Annotated in this window: 23 protein-coding genes and 1 rRNA gene; 14 read left to right on the top strand and 10 right to left on the bottom strand. The window is 68.3% G+C overall.

The window, feature by feature from the left end; genetic code table 11:
* Positions 1-91 precede the first annotated feature (91 nt).
* A complete protein-coding gene (locus VMT40_RS37835) occupies positions 92-1,450 on the top strand; it encodes a phosphatase PAP2 family protein (protein WP_326364484.1) in 1,359 nt (452 codons plus the stop codon).
* On the opposite strand, the gene VMT40_RS37830 is transcribed toward VMT40_RS37835, so the two are convergent.
* The 4 genes from VMT40_RS37830 to VMT40_RS37815 form a co-directional block, all read right to left on the bottom strand.
* Positions 1,451-2,776, bottom strand: a complete 1,326-nt coding sequence (locus VMT40_RS37830) for a hypothetical protein (protein WP_326364483.1) — start codon at positions 2,774-2,776, stop codon at positions 1,451-1,453.
* Between the two features lie 105 nt (positions 2,777-2,881).
* Positions 2,882-5,137: an AAA family ATPase gene (locus tag VMT40_RS37825; RefSeq protein WP_326364482.1), complete on the bottom strand. Its 2,256-nt coding sequence runs from the start codon at positions 5,135-5,137 to the stop codon at positions 2,882-2,884.
* 48 nt (positions 5,138-5,185) lie between these two features.
* The gene (pssA, locus tag VMT40_RS37820) at positions 5,186-6,100 is read right to left on the bottom strand and encodes a CDP-diacylglycerol--serine O-phosphatidyltransferase (RefSeq protein ID WP_442790128.1); all 915 of its coding nucleotides are present in this window, start codon (positions 6,098-6,100) and stop codon (positions 5,186-5,188) included.
* Positions 6,097-6,813, bottom strand: coding sequence for a phosphatidylserine decarboxylase (locus VMT40_RS37815; protein ID WP_326364602.1), 717 nt, complete (start codon positions 6,811-6,813; stop codon positions 6,097-6,099). Before VMT40_RS37815 ends, pssA begins: the two co-directional genes overlap by 4 nt.
* A gap of 288 nt (positions 6,814-7,101) precedes the next feature.
* Between VMT40_RS37815 and VMT40_RS37810 the strand changes: the two genes are divergently transcribed.
* Entirely contained in the window at positions 7,102-8,130 is a 1,029-nt protein-coding gene (locus tag VMT40_RS37810; protein WP_326364481.1) for a beta-ketoacyl-ACP synthase III, read from the top strand.
* Here the strand turns inward: VMT40_RS37810 and VMT40_RS37805 are convergent, their stop codons facing one another.
* Together VMT40_RS37805 and VMT40_RS37800 are read right to left on the bottom strand one after the other, a co-directional pair.
* Positions 8,131-8,835 (bottom strand): SIMPL domain-containing protein, encoded by a 705-nt coding sequence (locus tag VMT40_RS37805; RefSeq protein WP_326364480.1) that lies wholly within the window; start codon positions 8,833-8,835, stop codon positions 8,131-8,133. It lies immediately after the preceding gene.
* A gap of 15 nt (positions 8,836-8,850) precedes the next feature.
* Positions 8,851-9,306 (bottom strand): SRPBCC family protein, encoded by a 456-nt coding sequence (locus tag VMT40_RS37800; RefSeq protein WP_326364479.1) that lies wholly within the window; start codon positions 9,304-9,306, stop codon positions 8,851-8,853.
* Between the two features lie 262 nt (positions 9,307-9,568).
* Here VMT40_RS37800 and VMT40_RS37795 point away from each other — a divergent pair, with 262 nt between their 5' ends.
* The 11 genes from VMT40_RS37795 (at position 9,569) to VMT40_RS37745 (ending at position 19,820) form a co-directional block, all read left to right on the top strand.
* A complete protein-coding gene (locus tag VMT40_RS37795; RefSeq protein ID WP_326364478.1) occupies positions 9,569-9,766 on the top strand; it encodes a hypothetical protein in 198 nt (65 codons plus the stop codon).
* Positions 9,767-9,788: 22 nt separating this feature from the next.
* Positions 9,789-11,462, top strand: a complete 1,674-nt coding sequence (locus VMT40_RS37790) for an FAD-dependent oxidoreductase (RefSeq protein ID WP_326364477.1) — start codon at positions 9,789-9,791, stop codon at positions 11,460-11,462.
* Between the two features lie 11 nt (positions 11,463-11,473).
* A complete protein-coding gene (locus VMT40_RS37785; protein ID WP_326364476.1) occupies positions 11,474-12,916 on the top strand; it encodes an ATP-binding protein in 1,443 nt (480 codons plus the stop codon).
* Positions 12,916-13,269, top strand: coding sequence for a UBP-type zinc finger domain-containing protein (locus tag VMT40_RS37780; protein WP_326364475.1), 354 nt, complete (start codon positions 12,916-12,918; stop codon positions 13,267-13,269). The genes VMT40_RS37785 and VMT40_RS37780 overlap by 1 nt, the downstream gene beginning before the upstream one ends.
* Positions 13,270-13,405: 136 nt before the next feature.
* The gene (locus tag VMT40_RS37775; RefSeq protein ID WP_326364474.1) at positions 13,406-13,834 is read left to right on the top strand and encodes a hypothetical protein; all 429 of its coding nucleotides are present in this window, start codon (positions 13,406-13,408) and stop codon (positions 13,832-13,834) included.
* Between the two features lie 147 nt (positions 13,835-13,981).
* The gene (locus tag VMT40_RS37770; RefSeq protein ID WP_326364473.1) at positions 13,982-14,884 is read left to right on the top strand and encodes an RNA polymerase sigma-70 factor; all 903 of its coding nucleotides are present in this window, start codon (positions 13,982-13,984) and stop codon (positions 14,882-14,884) included.
* A 138-nt stretch (positions 14,885-15,022) separates the two neighbouring features.
* Complete coding sequence (locus VMT40_RS37765) at positions 15,023-16,105, top strand: NAD(P)/FAD-dependent oxidoreductase (RefSeq protein WP_326364472.1); 1,083 nt, start codon at positions 15,023-15,025, stop codon at positions 16,103-16,105.
* 64 nt (positions 16,106-16,169) lie between these two features.
* Positions 16,170-16,925, top strand: a complete 756-nt coding sequence (locus VMT40_RS37760; RefSeq protein WP_326364471.1) for a Clp protease N-terminal domain-containing protein — start codon at positions 16,170-16,172, stop codon at positions 16,923-16,925.
* Positions 16,926-17,032: 107 nt separating this feature from the next.
* Positions 17,033-17,335, top strand: a complete 303-nt coding sequence (locus VMT40_RS37755) for a hypothetical protein (protein ID WP_326313351.1) — start codon at positions 17,033-17,035, stop codon at positions 17,333-17,335.
* 238 nt (positions 17,336-17,573) lie between these two features.
* On the top strand, positions 17,574-19,196 hold the full coding sequence (groL, locus tag VMT40_RS37750) for a chaperonin GroEL (RefSeq protein WP_326364470.1): 1,623 nt from the start codon (positions 17,574-17,576) through the stop codon (positions 19,194-19,196).
* 192 nt (positions 19,197-19,388) lie between these two features.
* Positions 19,389-19,820: a PaaI family thioesterase gene (locus VMT40_RS37745; protein WP_326364469.1), complete on the top strand. Its 432-nt coding sequence runs from the start codon at positions 19,389-19,391 to the stop codon at positions 19,818-19,820.
* Between the two features lie 9 nt (positions 19,821-19,829).
* On the opposite strand, the gene VMT40_RS37740 is transcribed toward VMT40_RS37745, so the two are convergent.
* The 4 genes from VMT40_RS37740 to VMT40_RS37725 form a co-directional block, all read right to left on the bottom strand.
* Positions 19,830-20,702, bottom strand: a complete 873-nt coding sequence (locus tag VMT40_RS37740) for an SDR family NAD(P)-dependent oxidoreductase (RefSeq protein ID WP_326364468.1) — start codon at positions 20,700-20,702, stop codon at positions 19,830-19,832.
* Positions 20,703-20,754: 52 nt separating this feature from the next.
* Positions 20,755-21,804, bottom strand: coding sequence for a 3-oxoacyl-ACP synthase III family protein (locus VMT40_RS37735; RefSeq protein ID WP_326364467.1), 1,050 nt, complete (start codon positions 21,802-21,804; stop codon positions 20,755-20,757).
* A gap of 105 nt (positions 21,805-21,909) precedes the next feature.
* Positions 21,910-23,742: an ArnT family glycosyltransferase gene (locus tag VMT40_RS37730; protein ID WP_326364466.1), complete on the bottom strand. Its 1,833-nt coding sequence runs from the start codon at positions 23,740-23,742 to the stop codon at positions 21,910-21,912.
* Between the two features lie 95 nt (positions 23,743-23,837).
* Positions 23,838-24,122 carry a hypothetical protein gene (locus tag VMT40_RS37725; protein WP_326364465.1) on the bottom strand — a complete coding sequence of 95 codons (285 nt, stop codon included), beginning with the start codon at positions 24,120-24,122 and terminating at the stop codon, positions 23,838-23,840.
* A gap of 453 nt (positions 24,123-24,575) precedes the next feature.
* Here VMT40_RS37725 and VMT40_RS37720 point away from each other — a divergent pair.
* Positions 24,576-24,695, top strand: a 16S ribosomal RNA gene (locus VMT40_RS37720); the annotation flags it as partial.

The following is a 24,695-nucleotide window of genomic DNA, read 5'->3' as shown; positions in this document are numbered from 1 at the left end:
AATGCGCTGACCGGGGGCTGTTCACCCGACCCCGGTGCCCACGTTCAACTGGGCACCGGGGTGGCGTTCATGCGGCGTTTACTATGGCTGGATGCTGCTCGACGACCCGCGCTCCCGATCCGGCGGTGCCGCGCGCCGTCCGGAAACGTGGACGCCGTCGCCGCGCGCCCGCCTCGCGGCGGTGCTCGGCATCGGTGCGGTGGCACTGATCGCCCTGCAGATCGTCGCCTCCCGGCATCACTTCGTCGGACCCCTCGAGAGCATCTGGGACGACTTCGCGGGCAATGCCAAATCCTTCACCGTGCCGTGGGCCGGACTCGGGCTCGCCCTGATCGGACTGTCCTGGCGGCGGCGCGCCCTCGCGGTCGGCGCGGCCCTGGGCATCGACCTTGTCTACCAAGGGATTCGAACGCTGCACGGCGGCCCGCTGGCCATGGGCAACGGGCCCGTCCTGGTGCTGCTGGCGCTGATCGGGCTCGCCTACTGGAAATGGCAGGGCAGCGAGCGCGCCAACGCGCTGCACGCCGCCGCGCTGGGCATCCTGCTGGTGCTCTCCAGCAAGGTGGCCGACGTCTGGCTCGGCATCACCGTGCTGGCCGGGCCCCGGGTGCTCGACGAACACGTGGTGCTGGTCGACCACGCCCTCGGCGACCCGTCCTGGATGATGGGGCAGCTGCTGGACTGGCTGGGGCCGTTCGCCTCCGCGGTGCTGCACTGGGTCTACATCGAACTGCCGTTGGGCGCCATGATCGTGACCGTGTGGCAGCTGCGCAATGTCGTGCAAACGGGGGAGTGGCCGCGGCACTATCTGGTGCGGACCTTCCTGGTGCTCGGACTGGTCGGGCCGATCTTCTACGTCGTATTCCCGGTCGTGGGGCCGATTTTCGCGTTCGGCGCGGACAGCACCTTCTCGCTGGGCCACTACTGGCCCGCCGTGGTGCCGCCGGTGGACCTCGCGCCCGGATCCATTGCCTTCGACCACTTCACCCCGCGCAACTGCATGCCCTCGCTGCACACCGCGTGGGCGCTGTCGATCTTCATCCACTCCCGGCGCGATCCGTTCACGGGCGCGCCCGCGCCGACCTGGCTGCGCTGGGGCGGCGCGTTCTGGCTCATCGCCACGCTCTCGGCCACCCTCGGCTTCGGCTACCACTACGGGGCCGACCTGGTCGCGGGCGCGGTGCTGTGCCTGACCGTCGAATCCGCGCTGCGCGCGCCGGAGCGCGGCTGGGACGGCACCCGGGTGCGACTGGTGGCCGCCGGTGCCGCGCTCTTCGCCGGATTGCTGTTGTCCTACCGCTACCTGTCGGTCGGCTTCGCCGAGCATCCGGTGCCCGCGGGCATGATCGTGCTCGGACTGCTGGCCGCGTATGTGACGGCCTTCTATCGGACCTGGTTCGCGCAGCTTCCGGACGCGCCCGCCACGCTCGAAACCGCCGTGCGCGCCTGACTATTCGGGGTCGATCGACTCCTGGGTCGCCGCGTTCGTCGCCTCGCCCGCCGGGCGGCTGCGATGCAGCACCACCAGCCCGGCCAGACAGCCCGCGGCCACCAGGGCCGCCGTCCACGCCGGAGCCGAGGTACTGCCCGAGGTCACCGTGCACACCGTCGCATTGCCGGTGGATCGCACCGCGTAGTCCCCGCGCGCCACGTAATCGCGCATGCCAAGCACCGCCGACGGCACGAAGATCACCATGGTGCCCAGCACCCGGCTCGGCACATAGCGCGGCCGGGCCGAGGTGAGCGCGAAACCGATGAGCCAGGAGACGACCGCGGCACCGCCGACAATCAGCCAGGCCCATTCGGTATCGGCGGTGAGAGCCGTGGTGATGCCGAGCACGATCGCCGCCACCAGACACGCCGATGGAGCGCCGTGCCTGCTGCCCATCCACATGCCGAAGGCCGTCACCGCCACCAGCAGCGGAATCGACCAGGCGGGCAGCTCGGCCGCCACCGTGGCCGCGGCCACCGCGCTCAGACCCACCGCCAGCAGCACGATCTCGCCGTCCCGGCCCGGTAGCAGCATGGCCGCGATCATGGCGGTCCCCACCGCCGTCACCACCGCGAGGCCGATGCCCGCCAGGCTGCCGCCGTGCCGGGCCAGCCATTCCGCGCTGGCCAGGGTGATCAGCACCAGCACCACGCCCGCCAGAATCGGCGCCAGCGGCAACTCGATCGACAAGCGTTGCGCGACCGGATGATTGCGATTGGCCAGGAAGCCCAGCGCGGACAGCGCCAGGGCCAGCAGGAGCATCCACAGGGGCGGCATGTCCGTGGCGTGCCAGTGGTCGCCGGTCGTCTCGTCGATACCGCCGCCGATGCGGGGCACCGGATTCACCGAACCCAGCAGCAGGCTGATCAGAATGCCCAGCGTCCAGGCGAAGGCGGACAGCCGGTGATGCAGCACCGCCGCGCCCAGCGCGCCCAGCACCAGCCCGCCCGCCAGCGAATCGATGAAATTCATGGTGGACAGCGAGGAATGCGGATCGGAGGCATGCCCGAAGGCGTGATTGGCCAGTAGGACGAGCAGCCCGCCCAGTGTGGTGCCCCACGCGACCTCGACGCTGCCCAGGGTGGTGAGCAGCACCGCCACGATCATGGCCACCAGCACGCCCGCCGAGATCGCCCGGGGCAGGCTGTAGGCCAGCAGGTCCAGCTGCAGCGCGGAAGTCTGTGAGGTCCAGCCGAAGTCGATGGGTAGCGCCAGCGCCAGCCCGGCAACCGTTGCTGTCACCAGTGCCGTGATCGTCTCGGCGGCGACCTGATACGACCTCACCTGCGCAAACCTACCGGTGATAGGCGGACCGGTCGGTTCGACTCGCCTACTTTGTGCGGATTCGGCAAACTTCGAAACCGCAGGCAAAACGGACTAATCGGTCGGTTAGACGTATCCGGAGGGATCGCCCGGCGGGCCGGAGGCATCGCGCTGGGCCGCGTACAGCCGCAACGACTCCACCTGCACCGGATCCAGCGACGGGCGCACCGCCTTGCGGGCCGCCGTCATATCCTCGGCGGTCACCTCCCCGGCCTCCACATCGCGGCGCATGGCCGCGAGGGCGGCCTCGCGCAGCAGGGCCGAACAGTCCGCGGCCGAATAGCCTTCCAGGTCCCGCGCGAGCCTGCGCAGGTTCACGTTCTTGGCCAGCGGCACGTGTTTGGCGGCGGTGCGCAGGATTTCGGCGCGGGCGTCGACATCCGGCGGCGGCACGAACACCAGCCGCTCCAGGCGACCCGGCCGGGTCAGCGCCGGATCGATCAATTCCGGCCGGTTGGTCGCGCCGACCACGACCACGTCCCGCAGGGGTTCCACCCCGTCCAACTCGGTGAGCAGAGCCGCGACCACCCGATCGGAGACGCCGGAGTCACTGGACTGGCCGCGGCGTGGAGCCAGCGCGTCCACCTCGTCCAAGAAAATGAGCGAGGGCGCGGAATCCCGTGCGCGCTGGAACAACTCGCGCACCGCCCGCTCCGACGATCCCACCCACTTGTCCATGAGCTCGGCGCCCTTCACGGCGTGCACGCTCAGCTGCCCGGTCCCGGCCAGCGCGCGCACCAGGAAGGTCTTCCCGCAGCCGGGCGGGCCGTAGAGCAGCACCCCGCGCGGCGGCTCGATGCCCAAGCGGTGGAACGAATCCGGATGCCGCAGCGGCCACAGCACCGCCTCGGTGAGCGCCTGTTTGGTCTCGGCCATGTCGCCCACGTCGTCGAGGCTCAGGCCGCCAATGGCCAATTCCTCGGAGCCCGACCGCGACAGCGGGCGGATGACCTCCAGGGCCCCGACCAGATCCTCCTGCGCCAATACCGGATCCGCGTGCTCCCGGCTGGCCCGCGCGGCCGCCCGCAGCGCCGCCTCCCGGATCAGGGCCGCCAGATCCGACACCACGAATCCGGGTGTCCGCGTGGCGATCTCCTCCAGCCGCAGGCCATCGGTGGGCACCTTGCGCAGCAGCTGTTCCAGCAGTGCCGCCCGGACCTTGGCCTTGGGCAGCGGCAGCGACACCTCCCGATCGAAGAGCTCCGGTCCGCGCAGCCGCGCGTCGAGGCCCACCGCATTCGAGGTGGTGGCCAGCACGGCCACGGCCGGACGCGCTACGGCACAGCGCAATTGGTCCAGAATCAGGGTGGCCACCGGTTCGGGTTCGGCGGGCAGCAGGGCGTCGATATCGGTGATCAACAGCACTCCGCCCGCGCCGGAACAGATTTCGGTCACCTTGTCCGCGACCGCGCGTAATCGGCTGCCGCTCTCGATCGCGCCGATCGCGGGGCCGTCGAGTTCCACCAGCCGCCGCGCGCCCACCACCGCCCGCGCCAGCGTCGCCTTGCCGACGCCCGCGGGCCCGGTGATCAAGACCCCCAAATGCGAAGTGGCCCCGAGGGCCTTGAGCAATTCCGGCTCGTCCAGCGCGAGATTCAGCCATTCCGTCAGCTTGGCGGCCTGGTTCTGCACGCCCGCCAGATCCGCCACCGCGACCGCGGCCGTGGGCGCGGTCGAGGCCGGGCGCTCGCGCACCACGATCGGGGCGGGCGCGGGTAGGTCGGTGTCGTCGAGCAGGCCGTGGGGGGTGTCGGTGCCGCCGATGCTCCGGCCCAGCGTCACCACGGTGCTGGGCAGGATGGTGACCGCCCCGGGCTGCGGATCGGTGACCGTGACCTTGAGAACCTCCGAGGTCCAGGCGATCCCGAGGTTCTTCAACGCCTGCCGGGCGGCGGCCGGATTGTCGGTGGCCAGCAGATCGCGCGGCAGCAGGGTGACGGTGTCGCCGACCGTCACGATCTTGCCCAGAAGTGCTTGCCGCAGCGTCGATTCCGGGATGGCCGTCATGGCGAGGCTCGAACCGGTGACCGCGACCCGGCGCGCGTCGTAGACGGTCGCCGGTGCGATCGTGACATCACCGTCCTCGCGCACCTTCGCATTGGACAGGATGACCTCGTCGAGCAGCGCGACACCGGTGCCGACCGCCCGCCCCGGCCGGAACGGCCCGACCACCGCGGTGGTGCGCCGCCCGCCGGTCAGCGTGACGCCGTCGCCCGCCTGCAGGCCGAGCGCCATCATCACTTCGGGATGCAGCCGCACCAGCCCCCAGCGGGCATCCGCGCTCGAGGAGTTCCGGCGGGCGGTCAGCTTGATTTCCGGCACCCGTCAATTCTGCCTGGGGGCGCGGACCGACTTCACCGATTGCTGGCTTCAGCGATTGACGCGGTCCGGGAACCGATCTCGCTGTCCGGGGCGACGCAGCCGCAGCCGGGCCGTGGAGACCCGGGGCACCCGACCGGCCAGCGGGCGCTGACGGCGCTGGGCCCGGCGCTGCGCGCGGCGCTCGGACGGCTTGTGATGCCAGGTCTCCGGTCGCGCGGCCACCCAGCGGGCCGAGTGCACCGCGAAGGGGATGTGGCACAGGTACAGCGCGACCAACGCCATCATCAGGATCAGCGGGTAGGTGACCAGCAGCGCGGCGACCAGACCGACCAGCACCAGCAGGATCGGCGCGGTGCGCGGGGCCACCGAGACCGACTTGATGGCCAGCGTCGGCAGCGTGCTCACGCACAGCAGACCGGTGAGCACGGTCCACACCGCCACCACCGGGAAGCTCACCCACCAGCCGTCGTGGAACTGCTCGGACAGCGCGATGGGCAGCAGCACGATGAGCGCGCCCGCGGGTGCGGGCACACCCACGAAATACTCGCGCTGCCAATCCGGCCGGTTGTCGTCGTCCATCAGGGTGTTGAAGCGGGCCAGCCGCAACACCATGCAGACCGCGAACAGCAGCGCCAGGATCCAGCCGATGCTGTCGGCGTGCAGGAAGGTCACGTACAGCACCAGGGCGGGCGCGACACCGAAGGCGATGGCGTCGGAGAGCGAATCCAGCTCCGCGCCCATCTTGGTGGTGGCATCCAGCATGCGGGCGATGCGACCGTCCAGCATGTCGAAGATGGCCGCCGCGCCGACCAGGGCCAGCGCGATGCCCAGCTTGCCCTCCATGGCGAACTTCACCGCGGACAGGCCCGAGCACAGGCCCAGGATGGTCACCATGCTGGGCAGCAGGCGGACGGTGCGATTGCGGCGGCGCTGGTCCGGCGCGGGCGCGAGTTGCTCCATCATGAATCCAGTTCGGCCAGCACCGTTTCCGCGCCGATGGTCCGCTGCCCCGGCGTCACCAGCAGCGTGGTACCGGCCGGGAAGTAGGTGTCCACGCGCGAACCGAAGCGGATCAGGCCGTAGGTGTCACCGATGTTCAGCTTGTCGCCCGCCTTCGCCTCGCAGACGATGCGGCGCGCGAGCAGACCGGCGATCTGCACCACGATCACGCGCTGGCCCGAGGCGGTTTCGATGACCACGCTGTTGCGCTCGTTGCGCTCGCTGGCCTCGGGCAGGTCCGCGGACAGGAACTGGCCCTTCAGATACGCGACCTGCTCGACCAGGCCGCTCACCGGCACCCGCTGCACGTGCACGTCCAGCACGGACAGGAAGATGCTCACCCGGGGCAGCGGCGCGTCGCCCAGGCCGAGCTCGGCGGGCGGCACGGCGGTGTCGACGAGGGCCACCTCACCGTCGGCCGGGGCCACGACCACGCCGGGTCGGTTCGGCGGCACCCGGTGCGGGTGGCGGAAGAAGGCGGCGCAGGCCGCGGCGGCCAGCAAACCCGTGCGGCGCAACCACTTTCGCCGGTAGCCCAGGGTGGCCACGGCGAGCGGCGCGGCGACGAACGGCAGACCCGCGGGGTGCAGCGGCGGAACGGCTTTGCGAACCAGATCGGCCACGTGACCGAGGCCGGTCTGTTCCGGAGTGCCGGGCGGGGTGGGTCGGCGGGCCACAGGCTCCTCTTTCATGCGCGGACAGGTGCGGTCGTTGACCGCGATCACACGATACGGGAAGCGCGTTCGACGCTCGCGTTCTCGGTGACCGAACGCGAGCGAACACGGGTGTGAACACTCGGTGAGCCACCTGGCAAAACCCCGTGATTGTGAGCATACGCACACGTATCAGGGGGTATCTCGGTTAATGTGAGGGAGCCTCATGTCTGCGGTGTCCTGAAGGTCCGCTTCTGGGGTGGGGAACCCGATGAAGGTCACGTTCGACGCGCAGTACATAGGAGAAGACCAATGGCTGCTCGAATTGCCTCGATCAACGGGGTAGAGCACACGGCAATGCTCGGGCTCGGCGTGTACCGCCCGCAGCGAGTCGTCACCAACGATGAGGTCGCCGGACCCATCGACTCCAGCGACGAATGGATCCGGACCCGCTCCGGCATCCGCACCCGCCGCTTCGCCTCCCCCGAGGAGACGATCGTTTCCATGAGCGCCGCGGCCGCGCGCGACGCCATCGAGGCCGCCGAGATCGACCGGGCCCAGATCGACTGCGTCATCGTCGCCACCTCGACCTGGCTGCTGCTCACCCCCGCCGCCGCACCGCAGATCGCCACCGAACTCGGCCTGAACAATGTCGCCGCTTTCGACATCTCGGCGGGCTGCGCGGGCTTCTGCCACGCGGTGGCCCTGGCCTCGGATCTGGTCAAGGGCGGCACCGCCCGCCACGTCCTGGTCATCGGCGTGGAACGGCTGACGGACACGATCAACCCGACCGATCGCGGCACGGCCTTCCTCTTCGCCGACGGCGCGGGCGCGGTGGTGATCGGCCCCTCCGACGAACCGGGCATCGGGCCCACGGTGTGGGGTTCGGACGGCACCCAGCACCACGCCATCCGCCAGGACAAGGACTGGATGGAGTTCTTCGCCGAGATCGACGAGAAAGGGCTGGACGCCGTCCGCCCCTATCTCGCCATGGAGGGCACGGCCGTCTTCCGTTGGGCCGCACACTCTTTGGAGAAGGTCTGCCGCGACGCCATCGAACAGGCGGGCCTGACCGCCGAGGATCTGGACGCCATGGTTCCGCACCAGGCCAACGGCCGCATCATCGAAATCATGGCCCGGGTCCTGAAACTCCCCGACAGCTGCGCGCTGGCCAATGACATCGAGGAGACCGGCAATACCTCGGCCGCCTCGATCCCGCTGGCCATGGAGGCCATGATGCGTCAGGGCGATGCCAAACCCGGCGGCACCGCCCTGCTCATCGCCTTCGGCGCGGGCCTGTCCTACGCGGCCCAGGTCGTCACGCTCCCGAACTGGAAGTAGCTAACCCATATTCCAAGCGACGGTCACCTCGAAGGTGACCGTCTGCTGGCCCGGTTCGAGGGTGATGTCGGGCGCGGCACCGGGGACCCCATTGCGATACATGGGGGTGGGGGTAGGCGTTGCGCCACTGCCGTTTTCGCTGATGGTCTTGACCGTCTTCAGCTTCAAGCCGGACAGGTCCGCGTACTGCTGGGCGCGGCTCTTGGCGTCGTCGAAGGCCCGGGCACGGGCGTCGGAGAGCAGTTTGGTGTTGTCCTCCAACCCGAATGCCACCGAATTGATGCGGGTGTCGTTGCCCCCGGCCTGCACCGCCGCCGACAGAATGCCCGACGCCTTCGGCAGGTCCCGCACGGCCACGTGCATGGAATTCGTCGCGCGATACCCGGTGATGTTGTGCCCGTCGGTCCCGTAGGTGGGCTGGACCGACAGATCGCTGGTCTTGATGTCCTCGCGTTTGGCCCCCGCCGTGACCATGGCATCGGTGATCGCCTTGGCCTTCGCATTGGCCTGGTCGACGGCCGCGGACACATCGCCCGCGCTCACCTCGGTGCCCAGATCGGCATTGAGCACATCCGGTGTGCCCTGCACCTTTCCGGTTCCGGTGACGGTCACCGTCCGGTCGCCGGAGGAGTCGGAGCTGCCGCAGCCGGTCAGCAGCAGCGCCACACCGACGGTCGCGGCACAGATCGCTGGAAGTCGTCGCATAGGCCGAACCTACGCTCAGCTCTCCACGGTTTGCTTGATCTTCCCGAGGGTTTCGTGCATGCCCTCCACGAGCGCGGCCTCGAAGGGCTGTTCGCCGCCGAAGACCGTGTCGATGGTCTTCTGCAACCACCACGGCAGCTTGCCATTGGGGACATCGCGCCGCTGGATCAGGCGGGTGCCGTCCGCGGTGGGCTCGAGGGTGTAGCTCCAGACCGTCCGGTTCTCGGTCATGCGGAAGGCGATCGCCTTGTTCGGCTCGAAGCGCACCACCTTCGAGGTGGTCGGGTAGACGTACCCCGAGGCCTTGTTCAGATTCACCGTCCAGGTGCCGGTGTGCACCGCGCGCCCGAGCGGCTGCATGCGCAGGGTCTGCGGACTGAATTCGGGAATGCGCTTCAGATCGGAGACGACACTCCAGACCTTTTCCGGCGCGGCCGCGATATCGATACTGGCTTCGAGTTTGTTCGGCAACGCTGCCTCCGGGGACGTAACGATCGGTACCCGCATCCTAGTGCGGGGTGGCCTGGGTCACCCGGGCCGCGTGGCCCGGATCACGCCACCTCACCAGCACGTATAGCTCGCGCGTCGAGTTCATTCCCCTTGGTGAAAATCAACTAGATCACATTACGGCGGTGCTGATGTCCGAAATGTAATGAGCGGCGCACAATGTGGGATAGACGAAGCATCAGACACTGCCACCAGCTTCCGACTGGGAAACGTGAGGTGATCGGCCGTGAACCTGCGCTCGCTCCTGCATCGCAAGACCAGAACGGTTCCGCTCCTTCCTGCCGAAGAGTCCGGTGCCGATGCGGAGTCCACCACGACGCCGAAGCATTTCGTGCGCAAGAAGGCCAACGGGGCCCTCGAAGAACGATTAGAGCGCCTGCTCACGCCGACCGAGCTGGATCTGGTTCAGCATCATCGGATTTGACTCCGGGTTCCATACTCGATAGGTGACTTCACCAGCTGCCGTGAAACCGGCCATCCTCAGCGTTGACGACGATCCGGGCGTCTCGCGTGCGGTCGTGCGGGACCTGCGCCGCCGGTACGGGGCGGACTATCGGATTCTGCGGGCGGAGTCCGGCGCCGACGCGCTCGAGGCGCTGCGGGAGATGAAACTGCGCGGCCAGCCGGTCGCGGTGCTGATCGCCGACTACCGCATGCCCGGTATGAACGGCGTCGAATTCCTCGAGCAGGCCATGGACCTGCACCCGTGGGCGCGCCGCGTGCTGCTCACCGCCTACGCGGACACCAATGCCGCCATCGAGGCCATCAATGTGGTCGACCTGGACCACTACCTGCTCAAGCCGTGGGATCCGCCGGAGGAGAAGCTGTATCCGGTCGTCGACGCCCTGCTCGAGGCGTGGCGCGGGGACGAGCACAAGCCGGTGACCGAGACCAAGGTGGTGGGCCACCGCTGGTCGGCCCGCTGCTCGGAGGTCCGGGAGTTCCTGGCGCGCAACCAGTTGCCGTATCGCTGGTACCAGGTCGACGAGCCGGAGGGGGCGCGGCTGCTGACCGCCGCCAATGCCACCGAGGACCAGTGCCCGGTGATCATCAACCCCAATGGCGATGTGCTGATCATGCCCACCGACGCGCAGCTGGCCCAGGGCGTGGGCCTGAACACCGTTGCCACCAGCGACTTCTACGACCTGATCGTGGTCGGCGGTGGCCCGGCCGGTTTGGGCGCGGCGGTTTACGGCGCGTCGGAGGGGCTGCGCACCGTGCTGGTCGAACGCACCGCCACCGGCGGGCAGGCCGGACAGAGCTCGCGCATCGAGAACTACCTGGGCTTCCCGGACGGGCTGTCGGGCGCGCAGCTGGCCGACCGGGCGCGGCGGCAGGCCGTGAAATTCGGGGCCGAACTCATTACCGCGCGCGAGGTGGTGGCCCTCGAGGCGTGCGGCGCGGCCCGCGTGGTGCGCTTCGCCGACGGCGGCAGTGTCGCCGCGCATTCGGTGCTCATCGCGACCGGCGTCAACTACCGGCATCACCCGGCGCCGGGCGTGGACGAGTACACCGGCCGCGGCGTCTACTACGGCTCGGCCATGACCGAGGCCAGCGACTGCGCCGACAAGGACGTCTACATCGTGGGCGGCGCGAACTCGGCGGGCCAGGCGGCGGTCTTCCTGTCCCGGCGGGCCAAGACCGTGCACATTCTGGTGCGCGGCGAATCCCTCGAAGCGTCCATGTCGCACTACCTGATCCAGCAGATCGAGCAGGTGCCCAATATCAAGGTGCACACCCGCACCGAGGTGGTGTCCGCCGACGGCGACGACCACCTCGAGCGGATCGTGCTGCGCAATAACGAGACCGGCGCGGAAGAAAAGGTCGACGCGGAGCGTTTGTTCCTGTTCATCGGCGCGGCCCCGGAAACCGACTGGCTCGACGGCATCGTCAAGCGGGACGACAACGGCTACGTGCTGGCCGGACCCGACCTCATGGTCGACGGCGAACGGCCCGCGGGCTGGGAGCTGCCGCGCCCGCCACAGCATTTGGAGACCAGCGTCCCGGGCGTCTTCGTGGCCGGTGACGTGCGATCGGAATCGGCCAAGCGGGTCGCCTCGGCGGTCGGCGAGGGCGCGATGGCCGTCATGCTGGTGCACCGCTGGCTCGCGAAACAGTAGGAGTAGCGCACATGGGCAACACCCGATTGATCTGCGACCCGAACGAACTGCGTCAGCTGTTCCTGTTCGAGAAGCTGAACGACGAGCAGCTGGCCTGGCTGTGCCGCGACGGCCGGGTCGAGATGTTCGAGCCCGGACTCGTCTTCCGCGAGGGCGATCCGGCGACCTGCTTCTACGTCCTGATGGACGGCGAGGTGGTGATGACCAAGATGTCGGGCGGCGAGGAGCTCGAGCTCGTGCGCACCGAGCACGTCGGCTCCTACGCGGGCGCGTGGACCGCCTACATGGGCGACAAGGTCGACCAGAACTACACCGCCTCGTTCTACGTGACGCGGCCGTCGAAGTTCTTCGTCCTGGACGCGGGCACCTTCGCGAAGATGATGCAGGACTGGTTCCCCATGGCCCTGCACCTGCTCGAGGGCGTCTTCTTCGGCAACCGCAATGCCAATGAGCGCATCGGCCAGCGCGAGCGGTTGCTGGCGCTGGGCTCGCTGTCGGCGGGCCTGACCCACGAGCTGAACAATCCGGCCGCGGCCGCCGTGCGCGCCACCTCCTCGCTGCGCGAACGCGTGGCCGGGATGCGGCACAAGCTGAAGATGATGGCGCACGGCAAGTTCGACTCCAAGGCGCTCGAGTCGCTGGTGCAGTTGCAGGAGGAGGCGGCCGCACAGGTCGCCAAGGCGCCCAAGCTCACCTCCATGGAGGCCTCCGACCGCGAGGACGAGTTGGGCGACTGGCTCGAGAATCACGGCATCGCCAACGGCTGGGACCTCGCACCCAACTTCGTGCAGGCCGGATTCGACACCGACTGGCTGGAGAAGGTGAACGGCACCCTCTCCGGTTGTGGCGCGGATGTTTTCGAGGGCGCGATCCGCTGGCTCAACTACACGGTCGAGACCGAGTTGTTGATGAACGAGATCACCGATTCGACCACCCGCATCTCCTCGCTGGTGAACGCGGCCAAGCAGTACTCGCAGATGGACCGGGCCCCGTTCCAGGTGGTGGACCTGCACGAACTGCTGGACTCCACACTGGTCATGCTGGCCCGCAAGATCGGCGACGACATCACGGTGATCAAGGAATACGACCCGGCGCTGCCGCAGGTGCCCTGCTACGCCGCGGAATTGAACCAGGTGTGGACCAATCTGATCGACAACGCGGTCGCCGCCATGGCCGGGCGCGGCACGCTGACCATTCGCACCTATCGTGAGAACGATTGTGCCGCGGTGGAAATCGGCGACACCGGGCCCGGCGTCCCGGACGAGATCCGCACCCGCATCTTCGAACCCTTCTTCACCACCAAACCGGTCGGCGAGGGCACCGGCCTCGGACTCGACATCTCGTTCCGGATCGTGGTGAACAAGCACCACGGCGACATCCGCGTCGAATCCGAGGCCGGGAACACGCGATTCATCGTCCGCCTGCCCCTCACGGCCACGACGGAAGGCAACTGATGACCGAGCAGATCGAAGGCATCGACCCCACCGTGCCGCCCAGTGGTACGGGCTGCGTGGAATGCGATGCCGCGGGCGGCTGGTGGGTGCACCTGCGCCGCTGCGCGCAGTGCGGGCACATCGGCTGTTGTGACATGTCGCCGAATCAGCATGGCACCAAGCACTTCCAGAGCACCGGGCACCCGTTCATCCAGAGTTTCGAACCGGGTGAGGAGTGGTACTACAACTTCTCGAACAAGGAGATGTACGAGGGCGGCCCGGAACTCGCGCCGCCGCACGCGCATCCGGCGGATCAGCCGGTGCCGGGCCCGCGCGGGCGGGTACCGGCGGACTGGCAGCAGCACCTGCACTGAGGCGCTCACCCACCTGCGAGCCCTGTCCTCCCGGGAGTCGAGCTTTGCCTTCCGGGAGTGGCCTGTGCCGGGTACGCTCTGCGAGCGCCGGGCCGGTCCGGTGTCAGGCACTTTCGGGAAGTTCGGAAAGCAGGGTATGAAGCGTCTTTCGATCGTCGCCCTCGCGGCAGGTGCGATGGCGTTGAGTCTCGCCGGTTGTGGATCGGACAAATCCGGTGAGGCGAACGGACAGAAGCAGGCCGGGACCACCACCGCCAGAACCACCACCCTCGCTTCCACCACCGCGGCCGCACCCGTGGTGCAGCCGCCCGCCGACGCGCCCACCAGCGCCACGGTCGCCAAGAAGACCAGCGCGCCCGCCGGAGCCCAGACCACCTGCGGCGATTTCCGCGATCTCACCGACGACGCGGAGAAGCAGGTGATCGATCAGATCCTGGCCGCCCATCCCGGATCCTTCCTGGAGGGCAATGCCAATATGGCGCTCGGCACCGCCAAACTGGCCTGCCTGGCCTCGACGTACGCCAATATGCCGGTGGCCGTCGCAATCCGGGTGGCTCCCAAGTAATTTCGCCGTCGATCTCCATTAGGGATCCATTGGCGAGCCATCAGCGGCCCGGCGCACCGTGGCAACGTGTGGATACTCACCGCCGCGGAGCGCCTCCGCAGGCGTATCGTCCTCAAACGATTGCGTAGTACGAGGACTGGGGTACCGATGGACGCCGACGGGCTGGTCGAATTCGAGCGACATCGGCCGCGCTTGTTCGCGCTCGCCTATCGCATGCTGGGCTCGGCCGCCGAGGCCGAGGACGCCGTGCAGGAGACCTACCTGCGCTGGGAAGCCACCAACCGCACCGAAATCTGTTCCGCCGAAGCCTGGTTGACCACCATTCTGGTGAATCTGTGCCGCGGCTGGCTGGATTCGGCGCGCGCCCGCCGCGAGACCTATGTCGGGCCCTGGCTGCCCGAACCGGTCCCGACCGGCCGCGGCGAACTCGGGCCGCTGGAATCGGCCGAACAGCGGGAACTGGTGTCGATGGCCTTCCTGACCCTGGCCGAACGGCTCAGCGCCACCGAGCGCGCCGTCTTCGTGCTGCGCGAGGCCTTCGGCTACGCGCACCGCGAGATCGCCGACATGCTCGGGCTCACCGAATCCAATGCGCAGCAGGTGTATCGGCGGGCCGCGCACCGGGTGCGGGAGGAGCGCCCGCGCTTCGAGTCCGCGCCGACGCACGCGCGCGAACTGGTCGAGAAGTTCCTGCAGGCGGCGCAATCCGGCGATCTGGCGGCGCTCGAGTCCATGTTCACCGCCGATATCGTGGCCGTGGCCGATGGCGGCGCGAAGGTCCACGCGGCCAAGCGGCCCGTCGTCGGCATCGCGGCCGTGCTGCGCTACATGGCGGGTCTGTTCTCCAAGGTTCCCGATGCCACCTTCACCGTCGAGGAGGTCAATGCCGCACCGGCCTTCGTGGTCCGGACGGGGGAGACCCTGGTGGGCGTCAGCTCGGTGACCTTCGACGGCGAGCTGATCGCCGGGTTCCAGTTCGTGGTGAACCCGGACAAGCTGGCCTACTTCGCCCGCGTCGAGCGCGAGCTCACCGACGAAACCGCTGGCTAGCGGCAGTTTTCGTGCCACGAACCGGCCTGTGACACAGGACACGTCCCGAATCTGTCAGGGATCGCGGTGCTGTCCGGTCTAGAGGGTGTCGGCCACCGAGCGGCCGACGGTGTACCTGAAGTGAAAGGGAGCACTCTCATGACCGGACAGCATCGAATCGTCATCCTGGGCGCGGGCTACGCGGGACTGGCCGCGGCGCGGGAAGCCATCAAGGCCAAGGGCGCACACATCACCGTCATCGACCTGCACACCGAATTCGTCGACCGGGTGCGCCTGCACCAGGTCCTCGCCGGGCAGGACGTGGCGCGCTGGGAACTGCGGAAGACCCTGGCGGCCAAGGGAATCGAGTTCGTCAACGGTCGCGCGGAACGCATCGACACCGCCGCCTGCCGCGTCGAACTGGCCACCGGCGACGCCGTCGCCTACGACACGCTGATCTACGCCCTCGGCAGCCGCGCCGATCTCTCGATGGTGCCCGGCGCGGCCGAATTCGCCCACACCGTCGCCACTTCCGAGGATGTGCGGCGCATTCCCGCGCTCAGCGGCCGGGTGGCCGTGGTGGGCGCCGGTGCGACCGGTCTCGAGACCGCCACCGAATTGGCCGAGAGCCGCCCCGATCTCGATGTCGTGCTGGTCAGTTCGGACGAGCCGGGCGGCTGGTTGATCCCCAAGGCCGTGGCACACATTCGAAAGGTGTTGGACCGCCTCGGCATTCAGGTCCGGGTCGCGAAGGTGGCGGCGGTGACCGCCACCGGTCTCGACCTGGTGGACGGCGATCGCATCGACGCCGACATCGTGCTCTGGACAACGGGTTTCACGGTGCCCGAGGTGGCGGCCCGCTCGGGTCTGCCGGTGGACGGGCGCGGCCGGGTGCTGGTCGACGACCGGCTGCGGGTGCGCGACCTCGCGGACGTCTACGCGGTCGGTGACGCGGCGGTCATGGTCGGCTTCAACGGCCGCGAGGCGCGCATGTCGTGCCAGGCGGCGCAGCCCGCGGGCAAGTACCTGGGCGCGGCGGTCGCGGATCGCCTGCGCGGCAAGCAGCCCGCGGCGTTCAAGCCCCGGTTCCTGCTGACCTGCATGAGCCTGGGTCGCCAGGACGGTCTGGTGCAGTTCATGAAGGCCGACGATTCGAACGGCAGCGTGGCGATCACCGGTCGCCCGGCGGCCTGGGTCAAGGAGCAGATCGTGAGCGCCGTCGGACGGGCGGCGAAGATCTGAACCAGCCGCGAAATTCGTCAACCAATGGTTGACCGCAGCAGTGCGGTCAACCTAGAGTTGACGCATGACGAACTCCATCCGCCTCGACGATCTGATCGACGGCATCAAGAAGGCCCGTCCCGACGATGTCCTGGAACAACTCTCCGACGCCGTGGTCCTCGGCAACCACATCGGCGAGGTGGCCGACCACCTGATCGGCCACTTCGTCGACCAGGCCCGCCGCTCCGGCGCCTCCTGGACCGATATCGGCCAGAGCATGGGCGTCACCAAGCAGGCCGCGCAGAAACGCTTCGTGCCCAAGGCGCCCGCCGATCCGAGCCAGGCCGCGGCCCTGGACCCCAATGCCGGATTCGCCCGCTTCACCTCACGTGCCCGCCACGTCGTCATGGCCGCGCAGGAGGAGGCCCGGGCCGTCGGCAATCTCGAAACCCGTCCCGAACACCTGGTGCTCGGCCTGCTCGCCGAGCCGAAATCCCTTGCTGTGAAGGTCATCAAGGCCAAGGGCGTCTCCGCCGATGCGGTCCGTCGGGCGGCCACGGCCGCGCTCCCCGCCGCCACCGGCGAACCGGTGCCCGCCCTCATCCCGTTCGATGGGCAGGCTCGCAAGGTCCTCGAGCTGACCTTCCGCGAGGCATTGCGGCTGGGCCACAACTACATCGGCACCGAGCATCTGCTCCTTGCCCTGCTGGATCAGGAGAACGGTTCCGGCGTGCTGCACGGCCTGGGCCTGGACAAGGACTCGGTGCAGGCCGCCATCGTGGACCTGTTGGGATCGCTGCCGATCCCCGGATTGACCGCCCCCGCCCCCGACGCGCAGTAGTCGACGTGTCGCTCCGCCATGCCGCCGACCTGGTGATGTAGGGCTCGCGACCCCGCTCGCCCCACCGGGTCCCATGGTGTCCATGATGCGCCAGATACGATTGTGGAATGGCGGGCGACGAGGGTTCCGACCTAGTTGCGGGGGAAAAGCGCGCTGATCTGCTGCGCGCGCTCAGTTATGTCACCACCGAGGACACGCCCGATGGCGGCTACATCGTGAACGGTGACCTCCCACCCGAGGTCGCCCCACCGTTCATCCGGGCCATCATGCGCATCGAGGCCGAACTTCTCCTGCAGGACGCCGAACTCGTGACCGTCGAGCACGGCGAGCCCCGCACGCCGGAGGAGCGCCGCACCGATGCCCTGATCGCCCTGCTGCTCCGCGTGGACGACCGTTCGCACTTCTCGTAGTCGTCGGGCGCGTTTCCGGTAGCTCCTTGGGGGAATCGGCCGCCGAGGCGACTCGTGCGGCCATTCGCCGGTTCCGGGCAACCTTGCACTCGTTGGGGTCGAGTGCTAGAAATGGCTTTGGCACTCCGTACCCGTGAGTGCTAGGTCGGAACGGTGAGGCCGGTACCTCCGGTCGTCCGTCGCGGGCACCGAAGCTGACCAGATCATGCCCATCCCTGATCTGGAGGATCTCAACGCAATGGCCAAGACAATTGCGTACGACGAAGAGGCTCGCCGCGGACTCGAGCGTGGCCTGAACAGCCTCGCCGACGCTGTCAAGGTGACCCTCGGCCCCAAGGGCCGGAACGTGGTGCTGGAGAAGAAGTGGGGCGCCCCCACCATCACCAACGATGGTGTCTCCATCGCCAAGGAAATCGAGCTCGAGGACCCGTACGAGAAGATCGGCGCGGAGCTCGTCAAGGAAGTTGCGAAGAAGACCGACGACGTCGCGGGTGACGGCACCACCACCGCCACCGTGCTGGCCCAGGCGCTGGTCCGTGAGGGTCTGCGCAACGTGGCCGCCGGTGCCAACCCGCTCGGCCTGAAGCGCGGCATCGAGAAGGCCGTCGAGGCCGTCACCGCCAAGCTGCTCGACACCGCCAAGGAGGTCGAGACCAAGGAGCAGATCGCCGCCACCGCCGGTATCTCCGCGGGCGACTCGTCCATCGGTGAGCTGATCGCCGAGGCCATGGACAAGGTCGGCAAGGAAGGCGTCATCACCGTCGAGGAGAGCAACACCTTCGGCCTCCAGCTGGAGCTGACCGAGGGCATGCGCTTCGACAAGGGCTACATCTCCGGTTACTTCGTGACCGACCCGGAGCGTCAGGAAGCGGTCCTCGAGGATCCGTACATCCTGCTCGTCGGCTCGAAGATCTCGACCGTCAAGGACCTGCTGCCGCTGCTGGAGAAGGTCATCCAGGCCGGCAAGCCGCTGCTGATCATCGCGGAAGACGTTGAGGGCGAAGCGCTTTCGACCCTGGTCGTGAACAAGATCCGCGGCACCTTCAAGTCCATCGCCGTCAAGGCCCCGGGCTTCGGTGACCGCCGCAAGGCCATGCTGGCCGACATCGCCATCCTGACCGGTGGCGAGGTCATCAGCGAAGAGGTCGGCCTGTCCCTCGAGACCGCCGGTCTGGAGCTGCTGGGCACCGCCCGCAAGGTCGTCATCACCAAGGACGAGACCACCATCGTCGAGGGCGCGGGCGATCCGGACGCCATCAAGGGTCGCGTGGCGCAGATCCGCACCGAGATCGAGAACTCGGACTCGGACTACGACCGCGAGAAGCTGCAGGAGCGCCTGGCCAAGCTGGCCGGTGGCGTCGCCGTCATCAAGGCCGGTGCCGCGACCGAGGTCGAGCTCAAGGAGCGCAAGCACCGCATCGAGGACGCCGTCCGCAACGCGAAGGCCGCCGTCGAGGAGGGCATCGTCGCCGGTGGTGGCGTGGCCCTGCTGCAGTCCGCCCCCGCGCTGGACGCCCTGTCCCTGACCGGTGACGAGGCCACCGGCGCGAACATCGTTCGCGTCGCGCTGTCCGCGCCGCTGAAGCAGATCGCCTTCAACGCGGGCCTGGAGCCCGGCGTCGTCGCCGAGAAGGTCTCGAACCTCCCGGCGGGCCACGGCCTGAACGCCGAGTCCGGCGAGTACGTCGACCTGCTGGCCGCCGGTGTCGCCGACCCGGTCAAGGTCACCCGCTCGGCCCTGCAGAACGCGGCCTCCATCGCGGCCCTGTTCCTGACCACCGAGGCCGTCGTCGCCGACAAGCCGGAGAAGGCCGCCCCCGCGGGCGACCCGACCGGCGGCATGGGTGGCATGGACTTCTAGTCCGCGCCTCCGGCAACGGAATTGAATGAATCGGGCCCGGTCACCTGACGGTGACCGGGCCCGGTCATTGAGGGAGATAGGCGAGTGCCCGGCCACCTTGCGGTGGCCGGGCACTCGGGTTTTAGGGGCGAAGGTGGCCGGGCACTCGGCTGTTTTCATGGCGCGCTGGGGTTTTCGCGGCAGACTGGTTGGGTGAGCGATTCGCGGGCGGGGATTTTCTGGGATGCGGTCGAGGGGCGGGCGCCGATGCCGCGGGCTGCGCAGACGCTGGGCTTCGAATTCGTGGATGCCGACGCTGAATTGGGGACCATCGATGTTGCGTTCACCGCGACCGAGGCGTTCACCAATCCGATGGGGGAGGTGTTGGGGGCGTTCCTGGCCGCGATGCTGTACGACACCGTGGGGCCCGCGCTGCTGGCCACGCTCGGTCCGGGGGAATTCCAGTCCACTCTCGATCTGCAGGTGAGCTTTCTGCGTCCCGCCCGCGTCGGGCGGTTGCGCGGTACCGGTCGCGTCCTGCGCCGCGATGGTGACATCGCGTTCCTGGCGGCCGAATTGCGTAGTGCGGACGAGGAACTCGTCGCCACGGCTACGGCGACGGCTCGCGTCATTTCGCTTCGATGAAGGCGCTCATTACATTCCGCCGATGAAGCGGGCATGGCGGATGGCGTCGGCGCGTTCGGGGAGCACCGAGTCGACGAGGGCGGCGATGCGGCCCAGGACCGGGGCCAGGCGGCGGGGCCGGTCGATAATGGCGTCGCAGATGATGTCGCCGCCCTCCTCGGCGGTCAGGGCGTTGGCGGTGGCTCGCTGGTAGACGGGGTTGGCGGTGATCATGTCGGTGCGAACCAGCGGCAGGTAGATGGCGGTGAATCGCAGGTTCTCGGTGTGGGTTTCGGCTTGCAGGTTGGTGGCCAGCGAGTCGAGGGCGGCCTTGGAGGCTACGTAGGCGGCGTAGCCGGGGCCGCCGTAGAGGTTGGCGAGGGAGAGGATATTGATGATCTGGCCGTCGCCGTGGGCGCGCATGGCCGGGGCGAAGGCGAGGATGAGCCGGACCGCGGCGAAGTAGTTGAGCCGCATGGTGCGTTCGTAATCGTGGAAGCGGTCGTAGGACTCGTCGAGGCGGCGGCGAATGGAGCGGCCCGCATTGTTGACGAGAATGTCGACGCGCCCGTGGTCGGCGAGCACCTTGGCGGCCATGGCGTCGAGCGCGTCGAAATCATTGAGGTCGCAGGGGTACGCGACCGCGCGCCCGCCGCGGGCCTCGATCTCGGCGACGGCGCTGTCGAGTTCGTCGGCGCGCCGGGCGACCAGCAGCACGGTCGCTCCGGCCGCACCGAGTCGCAGGGCGGCGGCCCGCCCGATGCCGGAGGAGGCCCCGGTGATCAACACGGTGCGCCCGGCGGCGGCGTCCGCGAGGGTGCGGTGCCGCCGCAGCCGCGCGAGGCTCACCTGGGTGTCCAGTCCGTGCCTGATCTTGTAAAGCAAACCGCTCGAGTCCCGCATGCTCAGGAATGCTAAGTGGCCCAGCGCGATTCGGCGTCGATTCGGATCCAGGTCAGCGCCCCCAGCGCAGCACGGTGCTGCCGATGGACATGCCGCCGCCGAACGCGGACAGCAGAATGTGATCCCCGGGCGCGAGCGCCCCGGCCCGCTGCGCGGTGTCCAGGGCGATGGGCACCGACGCCGCACCGGTATTGGCGACATGCTCGACCACCAGATGATGCCGGGCATTGGGCAGGTCGAGCGCGGGCGCGAGATCGCGCAGCATCGCGCCATTGGCCTGATGCGGAATGAAGTGGCGCACAACGGTTTCGGGAAGCCCGGTGGCGCGCAGGACCTCCTTGATGGACAACGGCAATTGATCGGTGACGAAGTCCCGCACGGCCCGCCCCTCCATGGCGAAATAGTGGGCCTTGTCGTCGGGATCGAGCCCGCGCGCCGGAATCCGACTGCCACCAGCCGGGACTCGAATGGTGGCGTGCAGATCGCCGTGGGTGCGCAGCACGGTGCCGAGCAGCCCGGCGGGCGGCTCGACCGGTCCGAGCACGACCGCGCCCGCGCCGTCGCCGAACAATACGGCGGTGCGCCGGTCGGTGGGATCGATGATGCCGGAGTAGATGTCGGCCCCGATGACCAGCCCGTACCGGTCCGAATCGAGCATGCCCGCGGCCGCGCGCAGGGCGAAGAGGAATCCGGTGCACACGGCGTTCACGTCGAAGGCGGCCGCGCCGTCCGCGCCGAGCAGCTGCTGGACGAGCGCGGCGGTGGCGGGCTGTGGATGGTCGGGGGTGGAGGTGGCGACCACGATGTAGTCGAGTTGGCCGGGTCGGATTCCCGCGTCCGCCAGGGCAGCTCGCCCGGCCGCCGCGGCCAGATCCGAGGTCGCCTGTCCGGGTGCGGCGTAGCGGCGGGTGCGAATGCCGGTCTTGGTGAGGATCCAGTCCTTGGTGACGCCGGTATTGGCGGCGATCTCGGCATTGTCGACGACGCGGTCGGGAAGATAGGAGCCGGTGCCGAGGACCCCGATCGCGCGGGCGGCGGGCACGGGCAGTTCGAGCGGTCCCGCCTGGGTGTAGGCGATGGCGGGAGACTGTTCAGTTGTCATGTTCCACGGAAACTAGGGATCGCGGCGCGCTCCCGGAACGGTTACAACCACCGTGGTGAAAAGTCGAGTGGCACAAGCCAATTCGATCGCATGACCGGTTCCTGTTCAGTGGTGGGCGCAGTTGTAGGCCTGGATGGCCTTCCCGTCGCCCTGCCCCGGCAGTTCGCGGCAGTGCTGCCGGATCCAGGTCAGGCGATCGTCTTGCGCGGGGGTGATCAGGGCCAGCCCGACCTGGCCGGACTCGATCAGGCGGGCCACCTGGTCGGTGGTGGGTACGGGCGAGGCGCCGGTGAATCCGCCGATGCTGGGCACTTGCTCTCCGCTGACCAGAATGAACGGTGACGCCAACGCGGTCGTGTAGGTGAGCAATGGATAGCGTGGCCGCCCCGGCAGTTTCGCCAGGTCGGCATTCAGTTTCCGCGCCTCGCCGATGGAGGAGGCCATGAACCCCTGGGTGACCTGCCGCGCTTGCGCGGACTCGTACGGGGTGTCGAGCGGGCCGTAGCCGTCGACCACCACCGATACCGCGGCTGCCGTCGGCGCGGCCAGCGCCGCGACCACGAGCAGTGCGGTCGCCAGCGTCGCGCGGGCGCGGATCGCGGCCGCGATGATCAGCACGGTGGCGATGACGAGTCCGGCGCGTACCCAGCCCGGCGCGGCAGCGGACAGCCACCAACCGTAGGCGGCGGTGGCGGCGACGCCGATCAGGCCGAGCACCCACACCCGACGATCCGAGGATCCGCGGAAGGCGTTGGCCCCCATGCCGATCAGCGCGGCGATCGCAGGCGTGAGAACGGCCAGATAGTAGGGGTTCACCGTGCCGATCACCAGAAACACGATCACGTGAATGAGCAGCCAGCCGCCCCACAACACCAGCGCCGCGGTCTGGCGATCGGTGCGCGGTCGCCGCCGGGCGGCCCACGCCAGCGCGACGAGACAGAGGAGCGCGAGCGGAAGCAGCCATCCGGTCTCCCGCCCGCCACCACCGCCGAAGAGATGGTCGAAGCGATTGTCCGGTCCGAGCACGAGTTCCGCGCGGTACCCGCTCTGATTGGCGGCGGTGGTGAAATTGGCGGCCCCGACACCGAATCCGTCATTGGTGCGGCTGGCCCCGTTGTAGACGAACACCTGCTCGAACAGCGAGTTGTCGTGGCTGCCGTCGACATAGGGCCGATGCCCGGCGGGCAGCAGGCTGACCAGCGACATCCAGCTCAGTGACACGGCCGCCGCGATCACGCCGAACCCGAGGAGTCCCGGAATGCGCTGCCGCAGTTCGGATCGGGACGCGGCGACCAGCACCGCCGCCACCAGTGCCGGGACGATCAGCCAGGCCTGCACCATCTTCGCCTGGAAGGCCAGGCCGATGCACAGCCCGCAGTACAGCAGATTCCGCGCCCGTCCCGACACGATGGCGGCCGCCGCCTGGTCCGCGGCCAGCACCAGGAGCAGCACGAGCAGCGTGTCGGAGATATTGCCGCGGTTCAGCGCGACCGTCGCCGGTGCCACGGCCGCCACCAGCGCGGCGACCAGGGCCGCGTAGTAACCCGACAACCGCCGCACCGCCCGATAGAGCACGAGCACGGTGAGCACGCCCTCGACGACCTGCGGCAGCAGGTACGCCCAGAGGTGTGGCCCGAAGATCCGCACGGACAGCGCCTGAATCCAGATGGCCCCGGGCAGTTTGTCGATGCTGATGGTCGCGGCCGGATCGAAGGCGGCGTAGAAGAAGTTGTGCCAGCTCATGCTCATCGAGCGAGCGGCGGCCGAATAGTAGAGGTGTGGTGTCTGCGCCCCGATGCCCCAGGCGTAGAGCACCGCGGCCAGCGCGGCGACGGCGAGCAGTGCCGGTCGGGCCCAGCGCGGTTGCTCCGCCGGACCCCGCAACCATCGTGACCAGTCGATTTCGTTTCGTACGGGAAGTGCGAGTGCCCCTGCCACAGCCCCAATCTCGGCCCGCCGCCGACCCTTGTCAAAGGAATTCCACCCTCGGCGGAGCGAAATCAACCTCCGGGTGGACTCGGTCGTACCGAGTGTCAGGGGTGGGGATGTCGTTCGGAGAGGGTGACGGCGGCGTCGATGGGGCGGATGCCGAGCCGGGCCGCGGCGGCCTCGATGGTGGCGCGCGTTTCGGTGTCGTTCGGACGGGCGGGGTCGTAGAGGAGTTCGACCAATTCCATGGCGGCGATCGCTTGGTCTTTGGTGAAGGCGCGACCCGGCAACCAACTAACACGCCAGTCGGTTTCTTTAGCGCCGCCGGGAAGTCGTTCCGCGAACTCGTCGACGACGGCGCTCGTTATCGACCACTCGCAGACGTACACGCCAGCCAATTTAGTCCCCTGACCAGCCGATTTGACTCTGTTCGTAGCAACACGTAACTTATTCCAGGTCAGAGCGACACGGACACCGACCCGGAGCCCCAAGGGCCTGGGAAACGAGGTTGGACGAGGAGCGCCTGATGATCACACTAGCTTCACCTGACCAGCGGATTTGGTTCCGTCGCGACGGCTGGGCTAAGCTGTAAAAGTTGCCTCACGATCGAGCGGGACATTGAGCCCGGGAGATCGTTTGTGCGTGTGTTCTTTGAGAACTCAATAGTGTGTCGATGAATGTCAGTGCCAAATATTTTATTTGGTTCCAATCATTCTCACCCCGTGAGGGTGGTTGGACATTTTTAGTCAGCTTAATTTCCGAGCTGGCGTTTTCTTGCCAAGGTTTTCGGACTCTGGTTAATTCTTCCGATTGCATCTCTTCGGAGATGGGATTGAGAGTCTTCAACGGAGAGTTTGATCCTGGCTCAGGACGAACGCTGGCGGCGTGCTTAACACATGCAAGTCGAGCGGTAAGGCCCTTCGGGGTACACGAGCGGCGAACGGGTGAGTAACACGTGGGTG

The sequence above is a fragment of the Nocardia sp. CDC160 genome, assembly GCF_035818795.1.
GTDB lineage: Bacteria > Actinomycetota > Actinomycetes > Mycobacteriales > Mycobacteriaceae > Nocardia.
This window is presented reverse-complemented; position numbering and strand designations above follow the sequence as displayed.